The following is a 14,199-nucleotide window of genomic DNA, read 5'->3' on the forward strand; positions in this document are numbered from 1 at the left end:
GAGGTAGAAGATGAAGAAGAGCATTATAACAGTTGTAGGAAAAGATACCGTAGGAATTACAGCAAAGGTGTGTACATACCTTGCAGAGAACAATATTAATATTTTAGATATTTCCCAGACAATCGTTCAGGGATATTTCAATATGATGATGATCGTGGATATGAATGAGGCGAAAGAGGAATTCAGAGAAGTTTCTGAGGAACTGAATAAAATCGGTGAAGAAATCGGTGTTACTATCCGTTGCCAGAGATCTGAGATTTTTGAAAAAATGCACAGACTGTAAAACAGCCAATTCGAGCTTTCATGGCTGAACTGTTACTAATTTTTAGAAGAGAAAGGCGAAAGAAGACGATGATTAATATTTATGAAGTAACCGAGACGAATCAGATGATTGCAGAGGAAAATTTAGATGTGCGTACGATTACGCTTGGTATCAGCCTGATGGACCGTATCGATTCTGATCTGCAAAAACTGAATGAAAATATTTATAACAAGATTACGACAATGGCAAAAAATCTCGTATCGACAGGGGACGAGATTGAGCATGAATTTGGTATCCCGATTGTAAACAAACGTATTTCTATCACACCGATCTCCCTGATCGGTGCAGCTGCCTGCAAGTCACCGGAAGATTTTGTTACAATTGCAAAAACGCTTGACAGGGCTGCAAAAGAAGTGGGTGTGAATTTTATCGGCGGTTATTCTGCTTTGGTGTCAAAAGGAATGACAAAGAGTGAGGAAAATCTGATCCGTTCCATTCCGGAGGCACTTTCTGTGACAGAGCGTATCTGCAGCTCTGTGAATGTAGGTTCTACGAAGACAGGAATCAATATGGACGCAGTCAGACTCTGTGGAGAGATTGTAAAAGAGACAGCAGAAGCGACAAAAGAGAATGACTCGCTGGGATGTGCAAAGCTCGTGATTTTCTGTAATGCGCCGGATGATAATCCGTTCATGGCAGGTGCATTTTTGGGAGTGACAGAGGCAGATGCAGTGATCAATGTAGGAGTCAGTGGACCGGGTGTTGTGAAACATGCAATCGAACAAGTGCGTGGAGAAGGATTTGAAGTGCTCTGCGAGACGATTAAAAAGACAGCGTTTAAGGTGACTCGTGTCGGACAGCTTGTCGCAGGGGCAGCATCCAAACGTCTTGGAATTCCATTTGGTATTATTGATTTGTCACTTGCTCCGACTCCTGCAGTGGGAGACAGCGTAGCTGAGATTTTAGAAGAGATTGGTTTAGAGAGAGTTGGAGCTCCGGGTACGACAGCGGCACTTGCCATGTTGAATGATCAGGTGAAAAAAGGCGGTGTCATGGCATCTTCTTATGTGGGAGGACTAAGTGGTGCATTTATTCCGGTCAGCGAGGATCAGAGAATGATTGATGCTGTGAATGCCGGTTCGCTGACACTTGAAAAATTAGAAGCGATGACTTGCGTATGTTCGGTAGGACTTGATATGATTGCGATTCCAGGAAAGACAAAGGCGACAACAATCTCAGGAATCATAGCAGATGAGATGGCAATCGGTATGGTGAATCAAAAGACAACAGCAGTGAGAGTGATTCCGGTCATTGGAAAAGATGTTGGAGAAGTAGCTGAATTTGGTGGTCTGCTCGGCTATGCACCGATTATGCCGGTGAATGAATTTGACTGCAGTGATTTTGTGAATCGTAACGGTAGAATTCCAGCTCCGATTCACAGCTTTAAGAATTAGAAAGAGAGTAAAAAGCAATATGGGAAAGATAGCGGTAGTAACAGACAGCAATAGTGGAATTACACAGGAAAAAGGAAAAGAACTGGGTGTTCATGTTATTCCGATGCCGTTTTATATTGATGGCGAATTGTTTTTGGAGGATATCACGCTGACACAGGAAGCGTTTTATGAAAAGCTTGCCAGTGACTGTGAGATCAGCACTTCTCAGCCAGCTCCGGGAGAAGTGATGGAATTTTGGGACAAACTGTTGAAAGAATATGATGAGATTGTGCATATTCCGATGTCAAGTGGGCTAAGCAGCACCTGCGAGACGGCGATTATGCTGTCAAAGGACTATGACGGCAAAGTAGAAGTGGTAAATAACCAGAGAATTTCCGTGACGCAAAAGACTTCTGTGCTAGATGCTGTGAGACTGGCAAAAGCAGGGAAAAGTGCACTGGAGATTAAAGAGAGTCTGGAAGCTGAGAAGCTGGAAGCCAGTATCTATATTACTGTTGACACTTTAAAATATCTGAAAAAGGGCGGGCGAATCACACCGGCTGCGGCTGCGATCGGAACAGTGCTCAATCTAAAGCCGGTGCTTCAGATCCAGGGGGAAAAGCTGGATGCATTTGCCAAAGTAAGAGGTTGGAAGCAGGCGAAAAAGACGATGCTGGATGCGATGGAAAAAGATCTGCTGCATCGTTTTGGCGGTAAAAAGATGTCCTTGCTTGCCGCTTACACATGCAGCGCCGAGGAAGCGAAAAGCTGGAAAGAAGAATTGGAGGATCGTTTCCCGAATTATACAATTGATATGGATCCGTTATCACTGAGCGTGGCGTGCCACATCGGACCGGGAGCACTGGCGGTAGCGTGTGCAAAAGAAGTAGACTTATAGAAACATAGATATGAGCAGCAGATGTACTAGATACGTACAATCTGCTGCTCATATTCGTTTTGAAATGGTGTATCGAATTTTTCTGTAATGACAGATTCGTATAGATCTGCTGCAAATAAGTCAGCATTAAGCATCTTCTGTCCAGGTAAAGAGAGGGTATCTTTCGCGGTGAGTTTAGTCAGGAGTGGAACGTCTGCACATTTTTTGATCTCTGACAAAACAGCAGCACTCTCTTTTCGGAATCCTAATATACGAAAGTAAAAAGGAGCTTTGGCGGTACACAAAGAAAAATCATCCTTTTGAATCTGCAGCAGAATGTGCATGAGTGCTCTGCTGACCCTTGCGTAAGTCGATTCTTTTGTATTCAGAAGATGACAGAATTGCTCAAAACTGCGAAATTGACTGCGACATCGGATAATCCGATTGGCAAGCTCGACAGAGACATCGAGATATTGCGTGAGTGTGTCAGCAGTCTCACTTAACAGACGGTATTTCAGCAATAGAGAAAAATCATTTAAAAATACAGGAAAACGAACCTGATAATTTTCTTTTAAAAGAGTAAGGGCGGAATCAGGAACATGTCCGGAAAGAGATTCCAGTTCTTTTGTTGTTGACACTGTCTTTCGGATGGCTGAGGCAGAGCTGTATATTTTGTGAAGATCTGTCTCATGGTAACCGGAACCGATTCGTGAGATTGCAAATGGCTGAATTGAGCTGTTTAATCTAGAGAGCGCCTTTAAGTACTCAATCCCTAAAATATTGTTTGGCTGTTCTAAAATAGAAGCAATCCCTTCTTCTTTCGTGAAATCCTGAAAGGCTTTTTGACGTGCAAGCGGGAAACGATAGCCATCCCTAAGGTAGGACTGAAGGCTATGCTTGTATGCGTCTGGTTCCTCCGCCATAATATCTGCCGCTTTTTGCAAAAGTGTAAGGTCTCCACATTCACTTCCAAAACAGATGCTGTCCACGCAGCGGAGGGCATGAAGGAGTGAGACAGCACCGTATGCAAAATATTCCGCACTGGCACAGGCATAAAAAACCGGCAACTCAATGACCAAATCTGCGCCTGATTTTAAAGCCATCTTTGCGCGAAGGTGCTTTGGCAGTAGTGCAGGAGCACCACGCTGTACGAAGTTTCCACTCATAACGACAACCACTTTGTCTGCTTTTGTCAATTTTTTTGCTTTTTCAATATGGTACTGATGTCCATTGTGAAATGGATTATATTCTGTAATTAACCCTGTGATTTTCATAAAAAATTCCTCACAATCAGATTTTGTAGGTGTATTATACTATACAATCAAAAAAATCGCAAAATATTCTGTTATTTTATTTGACAAAAAGAATGAAAAAAGGTTAAACTAAAAATAGCGTTTGGAGACGGGAGGTAATTATTGATGAATGAAGAGCAGATTTTAGAGATGCTTGAAAACAGAGAATATAAGGAATTAAAAATAGAATTAGAGAAAATGTATCCCGTCGACTTGGCTGAGTTGCTGGAAGAATTTGACGAGAAACAGCGAATCATCGTATTTCGTCTTTTGTCAAAAGAATCTGCGGCAGATACCTTTACGTATCTTAACAGTGACATGCGAGAAGTGCTTATCAACGCTTTGACAGATTCGGAGATCAAAGAAGTGATGGACGAGATGTATCTGGATGATACGGTCGATGTGCTGGAAGAGATGCCCGCGAATGTGGTCGACAGACTTTTGATGGTGACAGATGAGGAGACACGTAAACAGATTAATGAGCTTTTGCAGTATCCGGAGGATAGTGCGGGAAGTATCATGAATGTGGAGTATATTGCTCTCCGAAAAGAGATGACAGTCGCAGATGCGATATTAAAGATTCGTCAGGTTGGAATCAACCGTGAGACAATCTACACATGCTATGTGACGGAAAAGCGAAAACTGATTGGTGTTGTCGATGTGAAAGATCTGCTGACAACCGGTGAGAATCGTCTGATTGAAGAGATTATGGAGACGAACATGCTCTATGTCAATACACATGATGATCAGGAAGAGGTGGCAAGTCTGATCAATAAATACGGTCTGATCGCAATTCCGGTTGTGGATTATGAGATGTGTATGGTCGGTATTGTAACGGTAGACGATGCCATGGCAGTCTTGCAGGAAGAGGCGACTGAAGATATGAGCATGATGGCCGGTATTGCGCCAAGTGAGGACTCTTACTTTGGGACATCCGTTTGGAAGCATGTCAGGAACCGTTTCCCGTGGCTTTTATTTCTGATGTTGTCAGCAACAATGACAGGTCTTTTACTGGGACATTATGAAGGAGCGCTGGCAGTGATGCCGATTTTAAATACATTTGTTCCAATGCTTACCGGAACCGGCGGAAACTGTGGTTCGCAGAGTTCGACGTTGATCATCCGTGGTCTTGCTGTCGACGAGATTGAGTTTGGCGATATTTTTAAAGTGTTGTTTAAAGAAATTCGGATTGCTTTATTAGCTGGATTTTTACTTGCGATTGTGAATGGAATTCGTATTGTTTTAATGTACAAAGATACAATGCTTGCATTTGCAGTAGGACTCACTTTGATGTGCACCGTAATCTTATCAAAAACAATCGGATGTTCGCTTCCGCTAATTGCGAAAAAATGCGGTCTTGACCCGGCGATTATGGCAGCCCCTCTGATCACAACACTTGTGGATACGGGAACAATTTTTGTATACTTTACGATTGTGACGAGAATTTTTCATATATAATGACAGCAGGCAGTTATCCAGTGTGATAACTGCCTGTCTTTGTATTGTACTTAAAAAGAGACATGAAACCCTCTTGTATACAAAATACGTTTGCGTTATAATACAAATATGTGAGAAAAATGGAAAGATGGAAAGGAGTCTTTAAATCATGGGATTTATTGATGTAATTAAAGAAAAAGCGAAAGCAGACAAAAAAACAATTGTACTTCCGGAGACAGAAGACAAGAGAACTTACGAAGCAGCAGAGGCAGTGCTCAAAGAAGGTACAGCTAATCTTGTTCTCGTGGGAAGCAAAGAAGAGATTGAGAAAAACGGAGCGGGATTTGATATCAGCGGAGCAACGATTGTTGATCCGGCAACATATGAAAAAACAGAAGCATATATTGCAAAATTGGTAGAATTGAGACAGAAAAAAGGAATGACAGAAGAGCAGGCAAGAGAATTGCTGCTTACAAACTATCTGTACTATGGGGTTATGATGGTGAAAATGGGAGATGCTGACGGTATGGTATCCGGAGCGTGTCATTCAACAGCAGATACATTGAGACCATGCTTACAGATCTTAAAAACAAAGCCTGGAACAAAATTAGTATCCGCATTTTTCGTAATGGTAGTACCGGATTGTGATATGGGAGCAAACGGAACATTTATCTTTGGTGATTCAGGGTTAGAGCAGAATCCGGATCCGGAAAAATTAGCTGCAATTGCGCTTTCTTCAGCGGAATCATTCAAATTGTTGGTTGGGGAAGAGCCAAAAGTTGCTATGCTTTCTCATTCTACAAAGGGAAGTGCAAAACATGCAGACGTTGACAAAGTGGTAGAGGCTACACGTCTTGCAAAAGAGATGGCACCGGAACTTCAGTTGGACGGAGAACTTCAGCTAGATGCTGCAATCGTTCCGGAAATCGGAGAATCAAAAGCTCCTGGAAGCAAGGTTGCAGGACATGCTAACGTACTGATCTTCCCTGACTTGGATGCAGGAAATATCGGATACAAATTAGTACAGAGACTTGGAAAGACGGAAGCGTACGGACCTTTGACACAGGGAATTGCAAAACCGGTTAACGATTTGTCACGTGGATGCAGTGCTGCTGATATCGAAGGTGTAGTAGCAATCACAGCTGTTCAGGCGCAGGCTCAATAATAAAAGTACGGAGGAAAGAAACATGAATGTTTTAGTAATCAATTGTGGAAGTTCATCTTTGAAATTCCAATTAATTAATTCAGATACAGAAGCAGTTTTGGCAAAAGGACTTTGCGAGAGAATCGGAATTGACGGAAGTCTTACTTATCAACCGGCAGGCGGAGAAAAGAAAACAGAAGATAAGGCAATGCCTACACACACAGAGGCAATTCAGTTCGTGATCGATGCATTGACAGATGCGGACAGAGGTGTTGTGAGAAGCCTCGATGAGATCGGTGCTGTTGGACATCGTGTTGTACATGGTGGAGAGAAATTTGCAAGTTCAGCAGTGATCACAGATGAGATGATCAAAGCAGTAGAAGAGTGCAATGACCTTGCACCACTTCACAATCCTGCAAACTTGATCGGTATTCGTGCATGTCAGGAATTGATGCCTGGAACACCTATGGTTGCAGTTTTCGATACTGCATTCCACCAGACAATGCCTGAAAAAGCATATATGTATGGACTTCCATACGAATACTATGAAAAATACAAAGTAAGACGCTACGGTTTCCATGGGACAAGCCACAGCTTTGTTTCAAAAAGAACAGCAGAATTGTTAGACAGACCTTACGAAGAAACAAAGACAATTGTCTGCCACTTAGGAAACGGCGCAAGTATCTGCGCAGTAGAAAATGGAAAATCTGTAGATACTTCTATGGGACTTACTCCATTGGAAGGACTTGTAATGGGAACACGTTCGGGAGATATCGATCCGGCAATTTTAGAGTTCATTGCGAAGAAAGAAGATCTTGATATTGACGGACTGATGACAATGTTAAATAAAAAATCAGGTGTATATGGTCTTTCCAACAACTTGTCAAGCGACTTCAGAGATTTGACAGCCGGAGCAGCACAAGGAAATAAACCGGCTCAGATCGCCTTAGATGTATTCTGCTATCGTGTGGCAAAATATGTAGGAAGCTATGTCGCAGCAATGAATGGTGTAGATGCAATTGCATTTACGGCAGGTATCGGTGAGAATGTATGCATCGTAAGAGAAAAAGTATGTGCTTACTTAGGATACTTAGGAGTAGAACTTAATAAAGAAGCAAATGCAAAGCAAGGAGAAGAAGTTACAATCTCTACACCAGATTCAAAAGTAAAAGTCATGGTTGTTCCTACAAATGAAGAACTTGCCATTGCACGTGAGACAGTTGCTTTAGTGTAAATAGAATTTTCTGATAAAAGTGTTGACAAATATCATTTACATGCTATAATAGTTTAGGTATGAATAGGAGTAACAATATGTTAATAAACCTATCAGACGTATTGTCTGAACATCACAAGACAATTGATAAGACTACTTCGGTAGAGATGACAGAATTTCATTCAGAATTAGGACGTTTTCCGGTTCTTGAGAAAGAGGATGTTCACATTGTTGTAAAACACGTGAAGAATCGCGAACTTATGATTACCGGAGAGGGAAGACTGGTGCTGGAGATTCCGTGTGACCGTTGCTTAGAAGCGGTTCCAACAGAATTTATTTTGGAATTTACGAAGAATGTAGACTTAGATGAGTCGAGTGAAGAACAGGCAATGGAATTAGATGAAAAAAATTATATTGACGGATATAATCTTGACGTAGACAAATTACTCTATAATGAGATTTTGATAGGATGGCCGATGAAAATTCTGTGTCGCGAAGACTGTAAAGGAATTTGCAACATGTGTGGTCAAAACCTAAATAAGGGAACTTGTGACTGTGAAGATACAAGCCTTGACCCTAGAATGTCAGTTATCCGCGATGTTTTTAAGAATTTTAAGGAGGTGTAATCTATGTCAATCTGTCCAAAGAATAAATCTTCTAAAGCTAGAAGAGATAAAAGAAGAGCAAACTGGAAAATGAGCGCTCCAAATTTAGTGAAATGCAGCAAATGTGGAGAATTAATGATGCCACACAGAGTATGCAAAGCTTGCGGATCTTACAACAAAAAAGAGATTGTTAGCGTTGACTAATGAAAAGCGAAGAAAGAGAGTCGTCTGTTGACGGCTTTCTTTTTTTGAAAAAAGTTTATATTGATTTTTAGAGTGATGTCTAGTAAAATTACTGTTAGCAGTGCAGGAGGTAATAGCATGTCAGAAATTACAAAAGTAGCATTAGATGCCATGGGTGGAGATAACGCACCCGTAGAGATTGTAAAAGGTGCAATGGATGCCATCAGCAAGAGAAAAGATATTAAGATCTTTCTTGTAGGGCAAGAGAATGTTGTACAAAAAGAATTAGAAAAATATACTTACGATAAAGAACAGATTGAAGTTGTAGATGCGCCAGAAGTGATCGAGACAGCAGAGCCGCCGGTCATGGCAATTCGTAAGAAAAAACAATCATCAATCGTAGTCGCAATGAATATGGTAAAAAAAGGAGAGGCGGATGCATTTGTCTCTGCCGGAAGTTCAGGGGCAATTCTTGTCGGAGGACAGCTTTTAGTCGGTCGTATCAAAGGCGTGGAGAGACCACCGCTTGCACCATTATTGCCGACAGAAAAAGGCGTTTCATTGTTGATTGATTGTGGCGCTAATGTAGATGCAAGACCTTCTCACTTGGTACAATTTGCAAAGATGGGTTCTATCTATATGGAGCACGTTATGGGCGTGAAGAATCCGAAGGTTGCGATTGTGAATATTGGTGCAGAAGAGGAAAAAGGGAACGCACTTGTAAAAGAGACATTCCCGCTGCTGAAAGAATGTGAGGATATCAACTTTATAGGAAGTATTGAAGCCCGTGAGATTCCACATGGAATGGCAGATGTAATAGTATGTGAGGCATTTGTCGGAAACGTTATCTTAAAACTCTATGAAGGAGTCGGCGCAGTACTGATCAGCAAAGTGAAAAAAGGAATGATGACTTCGCTGCGGAGTAAGATTGGTGCTTTGCTAGTGAAACCAGCACTGAAGGAGACATTAAAAAGCTTTGATGCAAGTGAACATGGAGGTGCGCCGCTGCTTGGACTGAACGGACTTGTAGTAAAGACGCATGGAAGTTCCAAGGCAAAAGAGGTATCCAACTCAATTATTCAATGTGTAACGTTCAAAGAGCAGGGAATTAATGAAAAAATAAAAGAACGTATACAAAAACAAGAAAATGAGAATCAGGAATAAAAGATTCTGAGACAAAGGGAGAGAAAGAAATGGAATTTGAAAAATTACAAGAAATTATTGTGGATGTATTAAATGTAGGAGCAGAAGATATCACAATGGATACAACATTTGTGGATGATCTGGGCGCAGATTCGTTAGATATTTTCCAGATTATCATGGGAATTGAAGAAGCATTTGACATTGAGATCGACAATGAAGAAGCTGAAAAAATCGTTACAGTTGGTGACGCAGTAGAACAGATTAAGAATGCAATTAATTAATCGAATTATGAAAAAGCCCTGCGTAGGGCTTTTTCGCGTTTAGAAAGGGAGAGTTTATGGAACAGACAATGAGAGAGTTACAGGAAAGAATCGGATATACTTTCCGCAGACAGGAGTTGTTAAAATCAGCATTGATGCACAGTTCTTATACGAACGAGACACATTTGCCGAAATATAAGTGCAATGAACGTCTGGAATTTTTGGGAGATGCGGTATTGGAACTTGTTTCCAGCGAGTTTTTGTTTTTTGCAGATCGAAAGATGCCGGAGGGAGAATTGACAAAGACGAGAGCAAGTATGGTCTGTGAGCCTTCACTTGCGTTCTGTGCAAGAGAGATTGAGCTTGGCAAATATTTGTTTATGGGACGAGGAGAAGAGAATACAGGTGGAAGAGAGCGGGATTCCATCACATCCGATGCGCTGGAGGCACTCATCGGTGCGATTTATTTAGATGGTGGTTTTGCTAATGCAAAAGAGTTTATCTTAAAATTTGTCCTGAATGATCTGGAGCATAAAAAACTCTTTTATGATAGCAAGACTATCCTGCAGGAGATTGTGCAGGCACATTTTCCGTATGGAGTGGTGTATCATCTTATAAAAGAGGAGGGACCGGATCATAATAAATCGTTTACGGTTGCTGTTCATATTGGCGAGGAGTGTTATGGAGAGGGAACCGGAAGAACGAAGAAAGCGGCAGAGCAGGAAGCGGCATACCATGCGATTTTAAAGTTGCATGAGAAGAACATAAAGTAGGTGTAGGATGTATTTAAAAAGTATTGAAGTACAGGGCTTTAAGTCCTTTGCGAATAAAATTCTATTTGAGTTCCACAATGGAATCACCGGAATTGTAGGGCCGAATGGAAGTGGAAAGAGTAATGTCGCAGATGCCGTGCGCTGGGTGCTTGGTGAACAGCGCGCAAAGCAGCTTCGAGGTGGGAACATGCAGGATGTTATTTTCTCAGGCACTGAGAATCGAAAACCATTAAGCTATGCATCTGTTGCAATCACTCTGGACAATTCAGATCATCAGCTTGCGATTGATTTTGAGGAAGTGACAGTTGCTCGTAAGATTTACCGCTCCGGTGAGAGTGAATATCTGATCAACGGAAGTCCGTGCCGGTTGAAGGATGTCAATGAATTGTTCTACGATACCGGAATTGGAAAAGAAGGATACTCAATTATCGGACAGGGGCAGATTGATAAGATTTTAAGTGGAAAGCCGGAAGAACGAAGAGAGCTGTTTGACGAAGCAGCAGGAATTGTAAAATTCAAAAAGCGGAAAAATATGTCCGTGAAAAAGTTGGAGGAAGAAAGGCAGAATCTCGTTCGTGTAAATGATATTCTTGCGGAACTGGAAAAACAGATCGGACCTTTGGAAAAACAATCCGAAGTGGCAAGAGAATATCTGAAAAAGAAAGAATCTTTGAAGACATATGATATCAATTTGTTTTTGCTGGAGACAGAGCGGCTCAAAAAGGAAATTGCTGCGGTTGATCATAATTTAGAAAATACGACCAGAGAGCTTGCGGATGCAACGACACGATATGAAAATACGAAGACAGAATATGAGGCGATTGAACTAAAGACTGATGAGATTGACGCTGCGATGGAGAAGGCTAAGAGTCAGTTGAATGAGACCACATTATTAAAGCAGCAGCTGGAAGGTCAGATTGAGGTCCTGAAAGAGCAGATTAACACGGCACGAATGAATGATGAGCACATTGAACAGCGCTCTAAGACGATTTATAACGAAATGTCTGAGAGGGAAAAGAATCTTTCGGCGATGGGAAAAGATAAGTTTCAGATTCAGGAAAAGTTGTCAGAGCAGGAGGAGCAGGAGAAGGCAGCACAGCAACAGCTTTTGAAAATCCAAACAAAAAGTGCGGAACTTACAGAGGCGATTGATGAAAATCAGAATCAGATCATGGAGATTTTGAATAATCGCACAGCTACGAAGGTAAAGAAGCAGCGTTATGATTCGATGCTGGAACAGATTCAGGTGCGCCGTTCGGAAATGCACCAGAAATTAATCGCGGTGGAAAGCGAGGCGTCCGAACAGGATGAGCTCATCGCAAAGTTTGAGGCAGAGCTTCAGGAAATTGCACAGACGATTTCCGGATATGTCACAGAGAATAGGACATATGAAGAAAAGATAGCCGCCCTACAGCAGACGATTGCCAAAAAGAACGAACAGCTGCGTATTGGACAGACGGCATTTCACCGGGAACAATCTAGATTAGAGTCGTTAAAGAATATTACAGAACGCTATGACGGATATGGGAACAGCATCCGAAAAGTCATGGAAAAGAAAGAACAGGAAAAAGGACTCTTAGGTGTTGTTGCGGATCTGATCAAAGTGGACAAAGCGTATGAGATTGCGGTGGAGACTGCCCTTGGAGGAAGTATCCAGAACATCGTAACAGATAATGAAGAGACGGCAAAACGGATGATTACGTTTTTGAAGCAGAATAAATTCGGTCGGGCGACATTTCTTCCGCTGACGAGTATCAATGGAACTGCCGGTATTCGGCAAAACGAGGCTCTTCAAGAGGAGGGGGTGATCGGGCTTGCGAATACACTTGTTAAGGTGGAAGAAATATACAGGGGGCTTGCCAATCATCTGTTGGGAAGAACAGTTGTTGTAAAGCATATTGACCACGGGGTGGCGCTGGCAAAAAAATATAAGCAGACACTTCGCATTGTCACTTTAGAAGGGGAGTTGATTAATCCAGGCGGAGCAATGACCGGTGGAGCCTTCCGCAATTCCAGCAATCTTTTGAGCAGACGTCGTGAGATTGAAGAATTTGAAAAGACTGTCGAGAAGCTGAAAAGCGAAATGGATCAGATGGAGCAGGAAGTGGAACACGAAAAAGAGGCAAGAGCGGACTACTACAGTAAGATAGAGACTATCAAGCAGCAGCTTCAGAAGGCTTATGTCATTCAGAATACGGCAAAGATGAATGCAGAGCAGGTTAAGGCAAAGAAAGCAGATGCGAAGGCGGTTTCAAGCAAGATTCATGAAGAAGGAGCTGAGCTGGAACAACAGATAAGGGAAATTCGGGAAAATCATGAATCGATTCAGGTAGAATTGGAAACTTCTGAAAAATTAGAACAAGAATTGACGGAACAGATTGCAAGCTATCAAAAAGAGTTAGATCAGGAACGTGAACGAGAAAGTAAACAGCTTTTAGAATCTGAGAAAGTGCATCTCGCTTATGCTGCAATGGAACAGAAATATCAGTTTCTGTTGGAAAATGAGCAGCGTATTCAGGAAGAGATCACAAAATTCAACGTGGAATTGTCTGCACTTCGTGCCAATAAAGGGGATACATCCGAAGAGATTCAGAAAAAAGAGACCCAGATTGAAGATATTCGGCTGACGATTGCAAATTCGAAAGAACTGTTTGAGGAGATTCAAAAAGAGATTGCATCTTATAGCAGTCAGAAAGAAGAACTCACAAAGAAACATAAAGCATTTCTTGCAGAGCGAGAAGCACTTTCCAAACACATGTCGGATCTGGACAAAGAATCCTTTCGTTTGAACAGCCAGAAAGAGGCGTTTGAGCAGGCTTCTGAAAAGCAGATCAACTATATGTGGGAAGAATATGAGCTGACTTACAATATGGCGCTGAAGATCAAAGATGAGAACCTGACGGATCTTACGTTTATCAAAAAACAGATACAAGCTTTGAAAAATGAGATTCGTTTACTTGGAAATGTCAATGTTAATGCGATTGAGGATTTTAAAGAAGTATCAGAGCGATATGCATTTTTAAAGAATCAGCATGACGACTTGATTGAGGCGGAAGCAACATTAAAACAGATTATCGAGGAGCTGGATGCAGCCATGCGAAAGCAGTTCAGAGAACGTTTTGCGGAAATCTGTGTGGAATTCGATAAAGTGTTCAAACAGCTATTCGGAGGCGGAAAAGGGACATTGGAACTTCAGGAGGAAGAAGATATCCTGGAGGCGGGAATCCGCATCATTGCACAGCCTCCCGGAAAGAAACTGCAGAATATGATGCAGCTTTCGGGTGGTGAAAAAGCATTGACAGCCATTTCGCTGTTGTTTGCAATTCAGAATTTAAAACCATCTCCGTTTTGCCTGCTTGATGAGATCGAGGCGGCATTGGATGACTCGAATGTCGACCGTTATGCGAGATATTTGCATAAGCTGACAAAAAACACGCAGTTTATCGTGATTACGCATCGTAGAGGAACGATGACTGCGGCAGACAGACTATATGGAATTACGATGCAGGAAAAAGGGGTATCGACACTCGTGTCGGTAGATTTATTAGATAAAGATTTGACGAATTAGAGGAGGAAC

Annotated in this window: 13 protein-coding genes; 12 read left to right on the forward strand and 1 reads right to left on the reverse strand. The window is 41.8% G+C overall.

Annotated elements, in window-relative coordinates; translation table 11 throughout:
• Positions 1 to 10 precede the first annotated feature (10 nt).
• The 3 genes from BQ5364_RS07665 to BQ5364_RS07675 all read left to right on the forward strand — a co-directional run bounded on the left by BQ5364_RS07665 (position 11) and on the right by BQ5364_RS07675 (position 2,593).
• On the forward strand, positions 11 to 283 hold the full coding sequence (locus BQ5364_RS07665) for an ACT domain-containing protein (RefSeq protein ID WP_004612488.1): 273 nt from the start codon (positions 11 to 13) through the stop codon (positions 281 to 283).
• Positions 284 to 351: 68 nt separating this feature from the next.
• Positions 352 to 1,716 (forward strand): PFL family protein, encoded by a 1,365-nt coding sequence (locus BQ5364_RS07670; RefSeq protein ID WP_071143961.1) that lies wholly within the window; start codon positions 352 to 354, stop codon positions 1,714 to 1,716.
• A gap of 19 nt (positions 1,717 to 1,735) precedes the next feature.
• The gene (locus BQ5364_RS07675) at positions 1,736 to 2,593 is read left to right on the forward strand and encodes a DegV family protein (protein WP_004612490.1); all 858 of its coding nucleotides are present in this window, start codon (positions 1,736 to 1,738) and stop codon (positions 2,591 to 2,593) included.
• Positions 2,594 to 2,619: 26 nt separating this feature from the next.
• Here BQ5364_RS07675 and BQ5364_RS07680 read toward each other — a convergent pair whose 3' ends face one another.
• Positions 2,620 to 3,846 (reverse strand): nucleotidyltransferase, encoded by a 1,227-nt coding sequence (locus BQ5364_RS07680; protein ID WP_004612492.1) that lies wholly within the window; start codon positions 3,844 to 3,846, stop codon positions 2,620 to 2,622.
• 144 nt (positions 3,847 to 3,990) lie between these two features.
• Here BQ5364_RS07680 and mgtE point away from each other — a divergent pair, with 144 nt between their 5' ends.
• The 9 genes from mgtE to smc all read left to right on the forward strand — a co-directional run bounded on the left by mgtE (position 3,991) and on the right by smc (position 14,190).
• A complete protein-coding gene (gene mgtE / locus BQ5364_RS07685; protein ID WP_004612494.1) occupies positions 3,991 to 5,322 on the forward strand; it encodes a magnesium transporter in 1,332 nt (443 codons plus the stop codon).
• Between the two features lie 148 nt (positions 5,323 to 5,470).
• Positions 5,471 to 6,466 carry a phosphate acetyltransferase gene (gene pta, locus BQ5364_RS07690; RefSeq protein WP_071143962.1) on the forward strand — a complete coding sequence of 332 codons (996 nt, stop codon included), beginning with the start codon at positions 5,471 to 5,473 and terminating at the stop codon, positions 6,464 to 6,466.
• Positions 6,467 to 6,488: 22 nt separating this feature from the next.
• Positions 6,489 to 7,679 (forward strand): acetate kinase, encoded by a 1,191-nt coding sequence (locus BQ5364_RS07695; protein WP_004612496.1) that lies wholly within the window; start codon positions 6,489 to 6,491, stop codon positions 7,677 to 7,679.
• Between the two features lie 77 nt (positions 7,680 to 7,756).
• Complete coding sequence (locus BQ5364_RS07700; RefSeq protein ID WP_004612497.1) at positions 7,757 to 8,284, forward strand: YceD family protein; 528 nt, start codon at positions 7,757 to 7,759, stop codon at positions 8,282 to 8,284.
• A gap of 3 nt (positions 8,285 to 8,287) precedes the next feature.
• Positions 8,288 to 8,467, forward strand: coding sequence for a 50S ribosomal protein L32 (gene rpmF, locus BQ5364_RS07705; protein ID WP_004612498.1), 180 nt, complete (start codon positions 8,288 to 8,290; stop codon positions 8,465 to 8,467).
• Between the two features lie 117 nt (positions 8,468 to 8,584).
• On the forward strand, positions 8,585 to 9,610 hold the full coding sequence (gene plsX / locus BQ5364_RS07710; RefSeq protein ID WP_022250081.1) for a phosphate acyltransferase PlsX: 1,026 nt from the start codon (positions 8,585 to 8,587) through the stop codon (positions 9,608 to 9,610).
• A 29-nt stretch (positions 9,611 to 9,639) separates the two neighbouring features.
• A complete protein-coding gene (gene acpP / locus BQ5364_RS07715) occupies positions 9,640 to 9,870 on the forward strand; it encodes an acyl carrier protein (RefSeq protein ID WP_004612500.1) in 231 nt (76 codons plus the stop codon).
• A 56-nt stretch (positions 9,871 to 9,926) separates the two neighbouring features.
• Positions 9,927 to 10,622: a ribonuclease III gene (gene rnc, locus BQ5364_RS07720; RefSeq protein WP_022250082.1), complete on the forward strand. Its 696-nt coding sequence runs from the start codon at positions 9,927 to 9,929 to the stop codon at positions 10,620 to 10,622.
• Between the two features lie 7 nt (positions 10,623 to 10,629).
• Positions 10,630 to 14,190 (forward strand): chromosome segregation protein SMC, encoded by a 3,561-nt coding sequence (gene smc / locus BQ5364_RS07725; RefSeq protein WP_071143963.1) that lies wholly within the window; start codon positions 10,630 to 10,632, stop codon positions 14,188 to 14,190.
• The last annotated feature ends 9 nt before the right edge of the window (positions 14,191 to 14,199 follow it).

This window comes from Coprococcus phoceensis (assembly GCF_900104635.1).
Classification (GTDB): domain Bacteria; phylum Bacillota; class Clostridia; order Lachnospirales; family Lachnospiraceae; genus Faecalimonas; species Faecalimonas phoceensis.